General features: G+C 64.7%; 10 protein-coding genes. 4 read left to right on the top strand and 6 right to left on the bottom strand.

What is annotated here, in order from left to right:
• Window positions 1-4 precede the first annotated feature (4 nt).
• From metH to AC1RNP_RS06415, 4 genes are read right to left on the bottom strand one after another with little or no spacing between them, the layout of a single operon-like run.
• Window positions 5-2,701 (bottom strand): methionine synthase, encoded by a 2,697-nt coding sequence (gene metH / locus AC1RNP_RS06400; protein WP_493050429.1) that lies wholly within the window; start codon window positions 2,699-2,701, stop codon window positions 5-7.
• Window positions 2,702-2,727: 26 nt separating this feature from the next.
• Complete coding sequence (locus AC1RNP_RS06405; protein ID WP_493050430.1) at window positions 2,728-3,327, bottom strand: short chain dehydrogenase; 600 nt, start codon at window positions 3,325-3,327, stop codon at window positions 2,728-2,730.
• A gap of 57 nt (window positions 3,328-3,384) precedes the next feature.
• Entirely contained in the window at window positions 3,385-4,482 is a 1,098-nt protein-coding gene (locus AC1RNP_RS06410; RefSeq protein WP_493050431.1) for a homocysteine S-methyltransferase family protein, read from the bottom strand.
• Window positions 4,483-4,531: 49 nt separating this feature from the next.
• Complete coding sequence (locus tag AC1RNP_RS06415) at window positions 4,532-5,461, bottom strand: ArsR/SmtB family transcription factor (RefSeq protein ID WP_493050432.1); 930 nt, start codon at window positions 5,459-5,461, stop codon at window positions 4,532-4,534.
• 314 nt (window positions 5,462-5,775) lie between these two features.
• On the opposite strand from AC1RNP_RS06415, the gene AC1RNP_RS06420 reads away from it, so the two are divergent.
• Both AC1RNP_RS06420 and AC1RNP_RS06425 read left to right on the top strand, forming a co-directional pair.
• Window positions 5,776-6,939: an acyl-CoA dehydrogenase family protein gene (locus AC1RNP_RS06420; protein WP_493050433.1), complete on the top strand. Its 1,164-nt coding sequence runs from the start codon at window positions 5,776-5,778 to the stop codon at window positions 6,937-6,939.
• A gap of 24 nt (window positions 6,940-6,963) precedes the next feature.
• Window positions 6,964-12,000, top strand: a complete 5,037-nt coding sequence (locus AC1RNP_RS06425) for an NAD-glutamate dehydrogenase (protein ID WP_493050434.1) — start codon at window positions 6,964-6,966, stop codon at window positions 11,998-12,000.
• Between the two features lie 132 nt (window positions 12,001-12,132).
• Here AC1RNP_RS06425 and AC1RNP_RS06430 read toward each other — a convergent pair whose 3' ends face one another.
• The gene (locus AC1RNP_RS06430; protein WP_493050435.1) at window positions 12,133-13,029 is read right to left on the bottom strand and encodes a lysozyme; all 897 of its coding nucleotides are present in this window, start codon (window positions 13,027-13,029) and stop codon (window positions 12,133-12,135) included.
• Window positions 13,030-13,308: 279 nt separating this feature from the next.
• Here AC1RNP_RS06430 and AC1RNP_RS06435 point away from each other — a divergent pair, with 279 nt between their 5' ends.
• Window positions 13,309-14,079, top strand: coding sequence for an NAD kinase (locus AC1RNP_RS06435; RefSeq protein ID WP_493050436.1), 771 nt, complete (start codon window positions 13,309-13,311; stop codon window positions 14,077-14,079).
• Window positions 14,080-14,123: 44 nt separating this feature from the next.
• Window positions 14,124-15,038, top strand: coding sequence for a 5'-nucleotidase (locus AC1RNP_RS06440; RefSeq protein WP_493050437.1), 915 nt, complete (start codon window positions 14,124-14,126; stop codon window positions 15,036-15,038).
• Window positions 15,039-15,046: 8 nt separating this feature from the next.
• Here AC1RNP_RS06440 and AC1RNP_RS06445 read toward each other — a convergent pair whose 3' ends face one another.
• Window positions 15,047-15,589: a DUF2939 domain-containing protein gene (locus AC1RNP_RS06445; protein WP_493050438.1), complete on the bottom strand. Its 543-nt coding sequence runs from the start codon at window positions 15,587-15,589 to the stop codon at window positions 15,047-15,049.
• Window positions 15,590-15,623: the final 34 nt, after the last annotated feature.

A 15,623-nucleotide genomic window follows, 5' to 3' on the forward strand; every position in this document is an offset into this window, starting at 1 on the left:
GTGCCTATTCCGGATCGTAATCCAAATTCGAGGCCAGCCAGCGCTCCACCTGCGTCAGCGACACCCCCTTGCGCCGGGCATAGTCCTCGGCCTGCTCCTTGGAGACACGGCCGACCACGAAATACTGGCTGCGGGGATGGCTGAAGTAATAGCCGGACACGGCCGCGGTGGGCAGCATGGCGAAGCTTTCGGTCAGGCTCATGCTGGCGTTGCTGCCGGCGTCGAGCAGGGTGAACAGCGTGGCTTTCTCGCTGTGCTCGGGGCAGGCGGGATAGCCGGGGGCGGGGCGGATGCCGCGATAGCCTTCGGCGATCAGCGCCTCGTTGTCGAGCGCTTCGTCCGGCGCGTAGCCCCAGAATTCGGTGCGCACGCGCTGGTGCAGGCGCTCGGCGAATGCTTCGGCCAGGCGATCGGCCAGCGCCTTGAGCAGGATGGCGTTGTAGTCGTCGTGCGCCGCCTCGAAGCGGGCAACGTGCGGCTCGATGCCGATGCCGGCGGTGACGGCGAATGCGCCGATCCAGTCCTGCTTGCCTGATGCCTTCGGTGCGATGAAATCGGCGAGGCAGAAGTCCGGGCGATCGACGGGCTTGTCGGTCTGCTGGCGCAGGAAGTGCAATCGCGTCTGTCCGTTTTCACAGGACAACAGAACGTCGTCGCCTTCGCTGTGCGCCGGCCACAAGCCGAACACGGCCTTCGCGGTGAGCCATTTCTCGGCGACGATCTTGTCGAGCATCGCGCGTGCATCGCGATACAGTTCGGTTGCTTGTTTGCCGACGATTTCGTCGTTGAGGATCGCGGGATATTTCCCGGCCAGTTCCCATGCCTGGAAGAATGGCGTCCAGTCAATGATCTCGATCAGTTCCGCCAGCGGATAGTCGTCGAAGACGTGCAGGCCCGGCTGATTCGGAGTGGGCGGCGTGTATTCGTCCCAGCCACCGTCGAATTTCTGCCCGCGCGCCTTTTCGAGAGACACGAGACGCTTGGCGTCGCCGCGATTCTTGTGGCGCTGGCGGATCTCGGCGTAGTCGGCGTCATTGGCGGCGACGAAACCAGCGCGCATGTCGCGCGAGATCAGCGACTGCGCCACACCAACGGCGCGCGAGGCGTCCTTTACCCAGACCGTCGGCGCGCTGTAGTGCGGGTCGATCTTGAGCGCGGTATGCGCGCGCGAGGTCGTGGCGCCGCCGATCAGCAGCGGCATTTCGAAGCCTTGCCGCTGCATTTCGCGCGCGACATGGCTCATTTCTTCCAGGGATGGCGTGATCAGCCCCGACAGGCCGATCAGGTCGGCATTTTCCGCGCGGGCGCGATCGAGGATGGTTTGCGCCGGCACCATCACCCCGAGATCGACCACATCGAAGTTGTTGCAGGCCAGCACCACGCCGACGATGTTCTTGCCGATGTCGTGGACGTCGCCCTTGACGGTGGCCATGACGATCTTGCCATTGGACTTGCCGACGTCGCCGGTCCTTTCTTTCTCGGCCTCGATGTAAGGCAGCAGATAGGCCACGGCCTTTTTCATCACGCGCGCGGACTTCACCACCTGCGGCAGGAACATCTTGCCGGCACCGAACAGGTCGCCGACCACGTTCATACCGTCCATCAACGGCCCTTCGATCACATCGAGCGGGCGGGTCGACTGCGCGCGGGCTTCCTCCGTGTCGGTCTCGACGTACTGATCGATGCCATGCACGAGTGCATGGCTCAGGCGCTCGCGCACGGACTTGCCGCGCCACGCCAGATCCTCGACCTTGGCTTCGCCTTTCCTGCCCTTGTAGCGCTCGGCGATTTCGAGCAGGCGTTCGGTGGCATCCTTGCGCCGGTTCAGCACCACATCCTCGACGCGTTCGCGCAGTTCCGGATCGAGGTCATCCACGATCAGCAGCGCGCCGGCATTGACGATGCCCATGTCCATGCCGGCCCTGATGGCGTGATAGAGGAACACGGCATGGATCGCCTGGCGCACGGTCTCGTTGCCGCGGAAGGAGAACGAGACGTTCGACACACCGCCCGACACATGACAATGCGGCAGCGTGCGCTTGATGATGCGCGTGGCTTCGATGAAGTCGACAGCGTAGTTGTCGTGTTCCTCGATGCCGGTGGCGATGGCGAAGATGTTGGGGTCGAAGATGATGTCTTCCGGCGGGAAGCCCACTTGTTCCGTCAGTATGCGGTAGGCGCGCGTGCAGATCTCGACCTTGCGTTGGCAGGTGTCGGCCTGGCCTTGTTCGTCGAAGGCCATCACCACCGCGGCGGCGCCGTAGCGCAGCACCTTGCGCGCGTGCTCGATGAAGACGTCTTCGCCTTCCTTCAACGAGATCGAATTGACCACGCCCTTGCCTTGCAGGCACTGCAGGCCGGCTTCGATCACGCTCCACTTGGACGAGTCGACCATCACCGGAATGCGGGCGATGTCGGGTTCGGAGGCGATCAGGTTGAGGAAGCGCGACATGGCCTTCTCGGAATCGATCAGGCCTTCGTCCATGTTGACGTCGAGGATTTGCGCACCGTTGGCGACCTGCTGGCGCGCCACCTCCACAGCCTCGTCGTAACGCTCTTCCTTGATCAGCTTGCGGAACTGCGCACTGCCAGTGACGTTGGTGCGTTCGCCGACGTTGACGAACAGCAGTTCTGGCGTGATGACCAGCGGTTCCAGGCCGGACAACCGGGTATGACGGGGTGGGGGAGTGTTCGAATTCATCGTGGACTGCTGCATTCCGATATCGCTTACCAGACCTTGTAGACGCGGCCGCTTTCCACGCCTTCGACGCTGCGGCGATACGCCAGCGCGGCGCGTGCCGCCGGGACCGGCTCGAAACCGGGGAAGAAATCGCGGTAGGCGTCCCAGGATTCCTGCAGCGCGTTCGGGCTGACCACGTTGATGCGCAGACCACGGCCGAGTTCGCAGGCCGCGGCGCGCACGAAGCCTTCGACGGCACTGTTGACCGCGGTGGCGTTCACGCCCTGGCGGATCGGTTCCTCGGTGAGGATGCCGGTGGTGAGGGTGATCGAGCCGTTGTCGTTGAGATGGTGTTGGCCAATCAAGGCGAGCCGGACCTGGCCGAGCAGCTTGTCCTGCAGTCCGGTGTCGAATTGCGCTGGCGTCATCCCGGCGAGCGGACCGAAATGGACGTTGCCGGCGGTGGCGACGATGGCGTCGATCTTGCCGGTGGCTGCGAACAACGCGGCAACGCTGGCGTCATCACGCAAGTCGACCTTGTAGTCGCCGCTGTTGCGCCCGGCGCGCAGGATTTCGTGCCCGTCGGACAATTCGGCATCGACTGCACGGCCGAGCGTGCCGCCGGCGCCGACGATCAGAATCCTCATGCGTTCGGTACCTTCATCAATCGTTTTCCATCAAGACGTGTCTTCATCAAGACGCGGTCAGGCCGCGTCCGCCAGTGTCGCCGCCGGCAGCGAACGCGGCGTGATGCCATGCACGGCCTCCGCGATCGCACGGATGTGCGCGGGCGTGGTGCCGCAGCAGCCGCCGACCAGATTGAGCAGGCCGGAGGTAGCAAACTCGCGCAGCGTGGCCGCCATGTCCTCCGGTGTTTCGTCGTATTCGCCGAATGCGTTGGGCAGGCCGGCATTGGGATGCGCGCTGACGTAGGCGTCGGCGATCGTGGCCAGCGTCTCCACATGCGGGCGCAGGTCCTTCGCGCCCAGCGCGCAGTTGAGGCCGACCGACAACGGCCGCGAATGCGAGACGGACGCGTAGAACGCCTCAGCTGTCTGGCCCGACAGAGTGCGTCCCGAGGCATCGGTGATGGTGCCGGAGATCATCACCGGCAATCGCGCGCCACGCGCCTCGAAGGCTTCCTCGATCGCGAACAGCGCCGCCTTGGCGTTGAGCGTGTCGAAGATGGTTTCCACCATCAGCGTGTCGGCGCCGCCGTCGATCAGGCCGTCGGCGGCTTCGCGGTAGGCGATGCGCAATTCGTCGAAGCTGGTGTTGCGGAAACCAGGATCGTTGACGTCGGGGCTGATCGATGCGGTGCGGCTGGTCGGACCGAGCACGCCGATCACGAAGCGCGGCTTGCCGGGTGTCTTGGCCTCGACCGCATCGCAACACTCTCGCGCCAGTTGTGCGCCTGCCTTGTTCAACTCGTAGACGATGTGCTCGAGGTGGTAGTCGGCCTGGCTGACGGTGGTGGCGTTGAAGGTGTTGGTCTCGATGAAATCCGCACCGGCCTCCAGGTATTCGGTGTGGATGCCGCCGATGATGTCCGGGCGCGTGAGCAGCAGGAGGTCGTTGTTGCCCTTCAGGTCATGGCCGCAGTTCGCGCCGTGGACGTGGGCTTCCTGCGGCTGTGTGCTGTCGTAACCGCCGACGAAGCGCTCGCCGCGGTAGTCGTCTTCCTCCAGCTTGTGGCGCTGGATCATGGTGCCCATGGCGCCATCGATGATCAGGATGCGTTCGGCCAGAGCGCGTTGCAGTGCGGCGACGCGTTGCGGGTTCAACCAGGGAAGCGTTTTCATCAGGCTTGTTCCATCCGGATCATGGTTTGCGTGGCCATGGATTGCTTGATCATGATTTCTTGGCGATCAACGAAATCACTTCGAAATGCGGCGGCCGTTTCTCGCGCGTCACGGTGCTGCATTCCAGAGTGCGCACGCCCGCCTTGTCGGCGAAGCGGCGCAGCTCCTTCTCGGTGAAACCGAGGTTGGCGTGGCCGTAGGCCTCGACCGCGCTGCGGTGTTCGTGATGCGCCAGGCTGCACAGCAACAAACGCCCGCCGGGCCTGAGCACGCGCGCAGCCTCGGCCACGGCCTGGGCGGGTTTATCGGCGTAGGTGAGGGCGTGCATCAGCACGACCAGGTCGAAGCTGGCCTCCTCGAAGGGCAGGGCGTGCATGTCGCCTTCGCGCACTTCGACGTTGCGGAAGCGGCGCAGGCGCTCGCTGGCCGCCGCCACCACGCGCGGGCTGGTGTCCACACAGACGTAGCGGCGCGAATGCGGGGCCATCAGCTCGGCCAGGACGCCGTCGCCGGAGGCGATGTCGAGCACGTCACCCGGTTCCAGCAGTGGCAGCGCCGAACGCGCCAGCGCTTCCCAGGTACGCCCGGGAGAGTAGTGGCGCTCCATGTCGCCGGCCACGGAATCGGCCCAGTTGCGATCGGCCGCGCGCGTCGCCAGGACGGCGGGCACGCGTTCGGCGTCCTGGCGCAGCAGCGGGTCGTCACTGCCGGTCGACAGGGCCTGCCAGAGGGCGCGCTGGGCGGGGTCGAGCGTGGTCTCGTCGAACCGGTAGTAGGCCGAGACGCCGGCGCGGCGGTCGCGCACCAGCCCGGCTTCCTTGAGCTTGGCCAGATGGGTGGAGACGCGTGGTTGGGCCAGGCGCGTGATCGAGGCCAGTTCGGCCACGGTGAGCTCCTCGCTTTCCAGCAGCGCCAACAGCCGCACCCGCGTGGCGTCGGCCAGGACTTTGAGCCGGGACGACCAGCCTTCCAGATCCATAAATATCTTCCTATCGCGATATAGAGATAATTGTGGGGCCGGTGTCACGGACGGTCAAGGGCAGGCGGGACGAGCGGCAAGGCACATCCGTGCCCCGGTGGCGCCGAACCATGAATCTCGAACAACGACCGATCGGCACGGCGAAGACGGCCGGCACTCGAAACCGGATGCGGTCGCAGCGCGAAACACACGGGACCGGCGCCTGCTTATCGATACCGTCCCGCCATCTCGACAAGGCGGGACAGTGCGGGAATTCCAAACCGGCAGACTCGTTCTGACTTCCCGCGCCAGCTACAATTCCGCATCTTGATTCGATGCCGGAGCGCGACGTGGAGTTTGGATTCACCGAAGAGCAGCTGATGATCCAGGATGTGGCCCGACGCATCGCGCAGGAAAAGATTGCGCCGAGCGCCGAGCATTTCGACAAGACTGGCGAATTCCCGCTCGAGAACATCAAGCTGCTCGGCGAGAACGGATTGATGGGAATCGAAGTGCCTGCCGAATACGGCGGCGCCGGCATGGACCCGGTCAGCTACGTCCTGGCGATGGTCGAGGTGGCCGCCGGCGATGCCGCGCACTCCACCATCATGTCGGTCAACAACTCGCTGTTCTGCAACGGCATCCTCACCAACGGCACTGAAGCGCAGAAGCAGAAGTACGTGCGCGCGATCGCCGAGGGCAAGGCAATCGGCGCCTTCGCGCTGACCGAGCCGCAGTCCGGCTCCGATGCCACCGCCATGCGCTGCCGCGCGGTGAAGCAGGCCGACGGCACCTTCGTGATCAACGGCAAGAAGAGCTGGATCACCTCCGGCCCGGTCGCCAAATACATCGTGCTGTTCGCGATGACGGACGCGGACAAGGGCGCACGCGGCATTTCCGCGTTCCTCATCGACACCGACCGCGCCGGCTTCCATCGCGGCAAGACCGAGCCCAAGCTCGGCATCCGCGCCTCGGCCACCTGCGAGATCGAATTCGCCGATTACGTGGTGCAGCCGGACGAAGTGCTTGGCGATGAAGGCCATGGCTTCAAGATCGCGATGGGCGTGCTGGACGCCGGCCGCATCGGCATCGCCTCGCAGGCGATCGGCATCGGCCGCGCCGCCTACGAGGCTACGCTCGCCTACGTGCGCGAGCGCAAGGCCTTCGGCCAGCCGATCGGCGCCTTCCAGATGACCCAGGCCAAGATCGCCGACATGAAGTGCAAGCTGGATGCGGCGTTGCTGCTGACGCTGCGCGCGGCCTGGCTGAAGGGGCAGGGACAGAAGTTCACCACCGAGGCGGCCGTCGCCAAGCTCACCGCGTCCGAAGCGGCGATGTGGATCGCGCACCAGGCCGTGCAGATTCACGCCGGCATGGGCTATTCGAAGGAAATGCCGCTCGAACGTTATTTCCGCGACGCCAAGATCACCGAAATCTACGAGGGCACCAGCGAGATTCAACGTCTCGTCATCGCCCGCCATGAAACTGGACTGCGCTAAGCCGCAATCAACGGAACTCCCAAGATGAGCCCCAAACCTTCTGCCGTGCGCCGCAAAGCGGATCGCGATGGCGCCGCTTTGCCCAAACCCGCTTCGTCCAAGTCGCTTTCGTCCAAATCGGCTTCGCCCAAGCCCGCCCTCCTTGAACCCATCTTCCAGGCCCTGCGCAAGCGCGCCGCCAAGGCGGGCGGCGGCAAGGCGGGGCAGGACATCGCCATCGCCTTCGCCAATGCCTTCTACCACCGCATGAGCGAGGACGAGCTGCCACAGCACAGCGCCGACGGATGGGCGGCATTGGCCAGCGATTTCCTCGCCTTCGCCAGCAACCGCAAGCGTGGCGTCGCCAACGTGCGCCTGTTCAATCCGCAGCAGAAGACGCACGGCTGGGAATCGCCGCATACCGTGCTGCAGATCGTCAACGACGACATGCCATTCCTAGTCGATTCGGTGACGATGGCGCTGGCCGATCACGGCATCGGCGTGCACGTGCTGGGACATCCGATGGTGCAGGTCACGCGTACCGCCGCCGGCAAGCTGACGGCGGTGGGCGAGGGTGAGTTCGAGTCGATGATGCACCTGGAGATCGATCGCCAGTCGGCCGCCGACAGCGCGAAGATCGAAGCGGCGATTCGCGGTGTGCTGGATGACGTGCGTGGAATCGTCTCCGACTGGGATGCGATGCGGCAGAAGATGCTGACGATCGCCGACGATGTCGGCTCACGCCGGATGCCGTTGTCGGACGCCGGCCGTCACGAGGCGCAGGAATTCCTGCGCTGGGCCGCCGCCGATCATTTCACCTTCTTCGGCTATCGCGAATACGCCGTCGAGAAGCAGGGCAAGGACGAAGTGTTGCGCAGCCTCCCGGACAGCGGCCTGGGCCTGTTGCGCGGCAAGGAAGTCGGCAAGGCGCGCCTGCTCAAGACGCTGGCTGCGTCGAAGATGCCGCAGTCGGGCGCCGTCGACGCGCTGATCCTGACCAAGAGCAACTCGCGTTCCACCGTGCATCGCCCGGGCTACATGGATTACATCGGCGTGCTTAGCTTCGATGCCAAGGGCAAGCCATCGGCCGAACAGCGCTTCCTCGGACTGTTCACCTCCAGCGCCTACAACCGCCGTCCGTGGGACATCCCGCTGGTGCGCGAGCGCTACGAATACGTCATGCGCGCTTCCGGCCTGAAGCCAAACAGCCACAGTGGCAAGGCACTCAAGCACATTCTGGAGACGCTGCCGCGCGACGAGCTGTTCCAGTCGAGCGAGGAAGAGCTGTTCCAGCTGGCCACCGGCATCCTCGGCCTGCAGGAACGCGTGCGCAGCAAGCTGTTCCTGCGCCGCGACCGCTACGGCCGCTACTACTCGATCCTGGCCTACATCCCGCGCGATCGCTACAACACGGACATGCGCCTGCGCATCGAGGCGATGCTCAAGCGTGAACTGCAGGCGGATGAAGTCGACAGCAACATGCTGGTCGGCGAATCGCCGCTGGCGCAGCTGCACATGCTCGTGCGTCCGCGCTCGGGTGCGAAGGTCGAAGCCGATCAGGGCGTGCTCGACGCCGGTCTCGCCGACATCGTGCGCAACCGCTATGACGAACTGCGCGACCGCCTCATCGCCATTCACGGCGAGCACGATGGTTTGACGCTGGCCTCGCAGTACGGCCGCGCGCTGCCGGCCGCCTATCTGCAGGAAACGAGCGCGGAAGCCGCCGCCGAGGACGTGCGCCGCATCGCTTCGCTGCAGGACGCCGAGGACATCGCGCAGAGCCTGCAGCGCACGGACAAGACCCTGCGGCTGAAGCTCTATCGCTGGCATGACGATATCCCGCTCTCCGACGCGCTGCCGATGATGGAGAACATGGGGCTGCGCGTGATCTCCGAGCATCCCTATTCGATGCAGATCGATGGCAAGACGGTGTATCTGCAGGATTTCGAGGTCGAGCATGCCTTCTCGAAGCAGGCACGCGACTTCGACGTCGACGCAGTGGCCGCCAACTTCGAGGAGGCCTTCGAGCAGATCTGGCGCGGCGGTGCGGAAAACGACGGCTTCAACCGTCTGGTGCTGAGCGCGAGTCTGAACTGGCGCCAGGTGGCCGTGCTGCGCGGTTACTGCAAATACCTGTTGCAGGTTGGCGTGCCGTTCTCGCAGAGCTACGTGGAGGAAACCTTCGCGCGGTATCCGCTGCTGGCGCGTTTGCTGGTGGAAATGTTCGAGGCCCGTTTCGATCCGTGTACCGGCCATGAGACGCCTGCGCAGATCGCCAACGGCGTCGAACACTTCTCCAAGCAACTGCGCGCGCTCAGCGCAGGCGATGACGAAGTGCTGAAGGCGCTGCAACCGGTGATCGACGCCCGTCGCAACGGCCGCAACACACAGTACGACAGTGTGCGCAAGGCGCTGAAAGCGCTGCTTGAACGCGTGTCGAGCCTGGACGAGGACCGCATCGTGCGCAGCTTCATGAGCGTGATCGACGCGACCCTGCGCACCGGCTACTACCAGATCGAAATGAAGGAGAAGGCTGGCTACACCGCGCCGGACCGCGAGTACATCAGCTTCAAGTTCGACTCGTCCAAGGTGCCGGATCTGCCCAAGCCGCGTCCGTATCGCGAGATCTTCGTGTACGGACCGCGCGTGGAAGGCGTGCACCTGCGCTTCGGGCCGGTCGCCCGCGGTGGCCTGCGCTGGTCGGATCGCCGCGAGGACTTCCGCACCGAAGTGCTCGGCCTGGTGAAGGCGCAGATGGTGAAGAACACCGTGATCGTGCCGGTTGGTTCCAAGGGCGGCTTCTTCGTCAAGCGTCCGCCCATCGGTGGCGATCGCGACGCGGTGCTGGCCGAAGGCATCGCCTGCTACAAGCAGTTCATCAATGGCTTGCTCGACATCACCGATAATCTCGTTGATGGCAAGGTGGTACCGCCGAAGAACGTAGTGCGCCATGACGCTGACGATCCCTATCTCGTCGTCGCCGCCGACAAGGGCACAGCGACGTTCTCCGACATCGCCAACGGCATCGCGCGCGAGCATGGCTTCTGGCTCGACGATGCCTTCGCTTCGGGCGGCTCCGTCGGTTACGACCACAAGGGCATGGGCATCACCGCCAAGGGTGCGTGGGAGTCGGTGAAGCGGCATTTCCGTTCGCTCGGCCGCGACAGCCAGACACAGGACTTCACCTGCGTCGGCATCGGCGATATGTCCGGCGACGTGTTCGGCAACGGCATGCTGCTGTCGAAGCACATCCGGCTGGTGGCCGCGTTCGACCATCGCCATGTCTTCCTCGACCCGAACCCGGATGCGGCCAAGTCGTTCAAGGAACGCACCCGCATGTTCAAGCTGCCGCGTTCGAGCTGGGACGATTACGACAAATCGCTGATCAGCAAGGGCGGCGGCGTGTGGCCGCGTAGCGCCAAGTCGATTCCGATCAGTGCCGATGTGCGGGCCGCGCTCGGCATCGAAGGCAATGTCAGCGCGTTGAGCCCGAATGAACTGCTGAACGCCATCCTCAAGGCGCCGGTTGATCTGCTCTGGAACGGCGGCATCGGCACCTACGTCAAGGCCAGCACCGAAAGCCATGGCGAAGTGGGCGATCGCGCCAACAACGCCATCCGCGTCGACGGTCGAGACCTGCGCTGCAAGGTGGTAGGCGAGGGCGGCAACCTCGGCCTTACCCAGCGTGGCCGTATCGAAGCTGCGTTGACGTCGGGTGTCCTGCTCAACACCGACTTCATCGACAACTCGGCCGGCGTGGATACTTCCGACCACGAGGTCAATATCAAAATCCTGCTCAATGCGCAGGTGCAGGCGAAGAAGCTCAAGTTCGAAGCGCGCAACGAGCTGCTGGCATCGATGACCGACGAGGTCGCCGCGCTGGTGCTCAACGACAACTACCGTCAGAACCAGGCGTTGAGCCTGATGGAGCGGATGAGCGTCTCGCGTCTTGGTTCGAAGCAACATTTCATCCAGACGCTGGAGGCGCAAGGTCTGCTCGATCGCCAGATCGAGTTCCTGCCGTCCGATGCCGAGATCGCCGAACGCAAGGCGCGCGGGCTCGGATTGACGCGCCCGGAACTGTCGGTGCTGTTGTCCTATTCGAAGCTGGTCGCATTCCAGCAGCTGCTCGATTCGGACGTGCCCGAGGATGCGTATCTCTCGAAGGAGCTGGTGCGCTACTTCCCGGCGCCGTTGCAGAAGAAGTACGCAAAGGCGATGGAACAGCACCGCCTGAAGCGCGAGATCATCGCCACCGCGGTCACCAACTCCACGATCAACCGCATGGGCGCGACCTTCCTGCTGCGCATGCAGGAAGACACCGGCCGCAATCCGGGCGAAGTCGCCAAGGCCTTCACGATCACGCGCGAAACGCTGGACGCGCGCGACCTGTGGGCGCAGATCGATGCGCTCGACGGCAAGGTGGCCGAATCGGTGCAGATCGACGCGTTGCAGGTGATCTGGTCGCTGCAGCGCTCGATGACGCGTTGGCTGTTGGCACGTCCGGGCGCGATTCCCGACATTACCGCCGCGATGGAGCGCTACCACGACGGCTTCCGCGACGTGCGCGCCGGCGAGAACATCATCACCGCCTCGCAGCGCCCCGCCTACGAGGCTACCCTGCGCGACTGGCGTGAGAAGGGCGTTCCGGACGATCTGGCTGGCCAGCTGTCCGCGCTGCCGTACCTGGAAGCGTGCTGCGACATCATCGAGCTCGCGCGCGATCGCAAGCTCAAGCCGGTCGACATCGCCCGTGTGCACTTCCGTCTCGGCGACGCGCTGCATCTGCCGTGGTTGCTGGCGCAGATCGACGCGTTGCCGGTGGAAGGTCGTTGGCATGCTGTCGCCCGCAGTGTGTTGCGCGACGAACTGGCGACGCAGCAGCGTGCGCTGGTCGGGCAGGTGTTGTCGATTCCAGGCAACGATCCGGATGCCCGCGTGAAGCAGTGGCTGGAGCGCGACGATGCGTCGCTGCGTTTCACACTGTCCATGCTCAACGAACTGGCGGCGCAGAAGACGTTGGATTACCCGACGGCTTCGGTGGCGGTGCAGCGATTGGCGCAGCTGGCCGCTCGGAACTGATCAGAGTTGGGACAACATCCTCTCCCGCTGACGGGAGAGGATGCGCGAATTGAGAAATCGCCCGTCATTCCGGCTTGACCGGCCATACGGCTGTCAAAAACCGCCGGGATGGCGGCAATCAAGCACGGTCACTCACCCATTCGCCAACGCCTGCAAGCGGTCATACGCACCGTTGAACACATTCTGATCGCCGGGGAAGGTGCCCGAATCCGCGTACTGCCAGATCGTGTAGTAACCCCAGGCATAAGGCAGCGTGCCGGGACTTGAGGAATAACGTGCCACCCACAGCGGGTTGTTGCCACTGAAATTCCCCGCCGTCCCCACGCACTGCGACCACCAGCTGGTGCTGGTATAGATCATGGCCCAGCGGCCGGTGCGGGCGTGGTACTGGTTGACGAAGGACGCGATCCAGTTCGCCATCGCGCTCTGGCTGAGGCCGTAGCAGGTCGCGCCGTAAGGGTTGTATTCCACATCGAGCGCGCCCGGCAGCGTCTTGCCGTCACGGGACCAGCCGCCGCCGTGATCGACGAAATAATTGGCCTGCGTGGCGCCGCTGGACACGTCGGGACGGGCGAAGTGATACGCGCCACGAATCATGCCGACGTTGTACGAACCGTTGTACTGCTGCGCGAAGTAGGGATTGGTGTAACCGGTGCCCTCGGTGGCCTTGACGTAGGCGAAGCGGGCGCCGTTGCTCCAGGCCGCGCTCCAGTTGACGTTGCCCTGCCAGCCGCTCACATCCATGCCCGGCACCGAAGCGGCCAGTGTCGCGGTGATGGTGGCGTACTTGGGCACCTGCCAGTTGCCTTCATGCAGGCGAATCTGCGAGCCCATAGCGTGATCCTGGGCGACGATGCGCGCAGCCGTCGCAGAGTCGATGTCGGGATTGAGTCGTTCCAGCCAATCCGGTTCGAGGCCCGGAGGCAATTGTGCATTCTTCGAGATGTCGTCCGCCGACCAGGCCGACGGGATGGCGAGCACGCAGGATGCGGCGAGCAGGGCGATCTTGAAGCGGGAAGCCAATGACATGAATTCTCTCCTCGGAGTGGGATATCCGGTGCCGGTCGAAGCACGTCGGTCAAAGCGCGACGGTCAAAACACGCTGGCCGAAGCGTGCGGGGGCGAAGCACGCGGCGGGACGGCGATCGGCCGTGGGGCGGCGTTTCGCCGCGGCACGATGGCGTCCGGGGCGAGGATAGGCAGTGAAGACGTCGTGACCGTGCGAAGACACGGCGCGGCGGCGCCAAATCGGACACGACGTCACAGCGGCGTCGCTGTTATGCTGAATGCATCGCTCTGGAGCCGCCGATGACCGCGACGCCCCGCATCGCCTTTCTCGCCAGTCCCGCCGACGGTGCGCAGGATGCGCAATCGCAGATGATCGAACTGCATGGGCAGGCCGATCCGGCCGATGCCGACGTGATCTGCGCGCTCGGCGGCGACGGTTTCATGCTGCAGACGCTGCATCGGCACGGCGGCCTCGGCAAGCCGGTGTTCGGGATGAAGCTCGGGACCGTCGGCTTCCTGATGAACCAGTACCGCGGCGAGGACCTGATCGATCGCATCACCGCGGCCGAGCCGGCGGTGCTGCGGCCGCTGGAAATGGTCGCGCTGACGGAGTCGGGTGCCTCCGTCGGCTCGCTGGCGTACAACGAAGTCTCATTGCTGCGTCAGACGCGCCAGGCGGCGCATCTGAGCATCGACTTGAACGGCATCACGCGCCTGGACGAGCTGATCTGCGATGGCGTGATGGTGGCGACGCCGGCTGGCAGCACCGCCTACAACTTCTCCGCGCACGGCCCGATCCTGCCGCTGGGCTCGTCGGTGATCGCGCTGACCCCGATCGCCGCGTTCCGCCCCCGGCGTTGGCGTGGCGCGTTGCTGAAGGCCGATACCGAGGTGCGCTTCCGCGTGCTCGATCCCTACAAGCGCCCGGTCAGCGCCACGGCCGACTCGCACGAAGTGCGCGATGTGGTGGAGGTGACGATCCGCGAGTCGCGCGATCGCACCGTCACGCTGCTGTTCGATCCCGAGCACAACCTCGAGGAACGCATCCTCAGTGAACAGTTCATGGTCTGACCAGGGCATGATCCGACTAGAGTCCCGCGCGCGATAATCCCACCATGGCCGTCACTCCTGCTGTCCCGATTCTGACCATCGCGATCTCCTCGCGCGCCTTGTTCGACCTGGAGGACAGCCACGCCCTGTTCGAAGCGCAGGGCATCGATGCCTTCGCCGAACACCAGCGCAGCCGCGAGGACGAGATCCTGGAACCCGGCATCGCCTTTCCGCTGGTGCGGAAGCTCCTGTCGTTGAACGAGGGCGCTCCACCCGAAGCGCCGCGCGTGGAAGTGATCCTGTTGTCGCGCAACTCTTCCGACACCGGGCTGCGCGTCTTCAACTCGATCCAGCATCATGACTTGGCAATCTCGCGTGCCACGTTCACTTCAGGCGCGCCGACCTGGCCGTACCTGCGCCCGTTTGGCGCGCAATTGTTCCTGTCCGCCAATCCGGAATCGGTGCGACGCGCGCTGGAGAACGGCGCGGCGGCCGCGACGATCCTGCCTGCCAAGGCGCCGGCGCATCGCCACGATCAGCTGCGCATTGCTTTCGATGGTGATGCGGTGATCTTCGACGACGAAGGCGAGCGCGTGTCGCGGCAGGGCGGCGTCGAGGCATTCCATCGCCACGAGCGCGAACGCGCACGCGAACCACTTTCGGGCGGTCCGTTCCGCGGCTTCCTCGATGCTTTGCACCGGCTGCAGGCGCTCTATCCGCCGGGTGACGCATCTCCGATCCGGACCGCGCTGGTCACAGCGCGCTCTGCGCCCGCGCATGAGCGCGTGATCCGCACATTGCGCGAGTGGGGCGTGCGCCTGGACGAGGCCCTGTTCCTGGGCGGGCGGCCGAAAGGACCGTTCCTCGACGTGTTCGGCGCCGACATTTTCTTCGACGACTCCTTGCACAACATCGATTCGGCACGCCAGCACGTGACGGCCGGACACGTCCCGCACGGTATCTCCAACTCGGAGAGTTGAGCGCGGTTTTACTTCGGCAGCAGGATCTCGGAAAGCTTCCAGTTCAATCCGGACCGGCTGAACACGAACACCACCGGACGTCCCTTCTGATCGGCCACAGTCGCGGTGAAACGCGACAGCGATTCAAAATCGTATTCCGGGTTCTGCAGTACCTGCGGGCGCGACGCGCCGGCATCATCCTCGCCGGGCGGGGAAAACGGCTCGTTGTTGACACGATCCCAGACCTTGCGGCCTTCCAACATCGCGCTGATGCCGGTGGGCGTGATCAGGCCGTCGATGGCGGTCGCCATGAGTGTGTTCGCCAGGCCGATGCCGAACGTCGCCAGAGGCCCGTCATCGACATGCGCGCCTGCCTCGCGCGCCAGATGATCGGCGAGCTGCGCTTTGAAACTGCTGCGCAGCGCCGGGAAGTCGACCTGCCTCTCCAGCTTCACCGTATCCCCGGTTTTTACCGCTTCGCGGATCGCGCGCACGGTCAGGAACGGACCCGCCGCAACGTAGGCGAGGAGCGCGATCAGAATAGCGACGGCCAGCCAGAGCCATTTCTTCATGAGTGGCGGAACTCGGGAAAGGGGTCGTCCCGAT

The sequence above is a fragment of the Luteimonas sp. GW821-FHT14E02 genome (genome assembly GCF_058803905.1).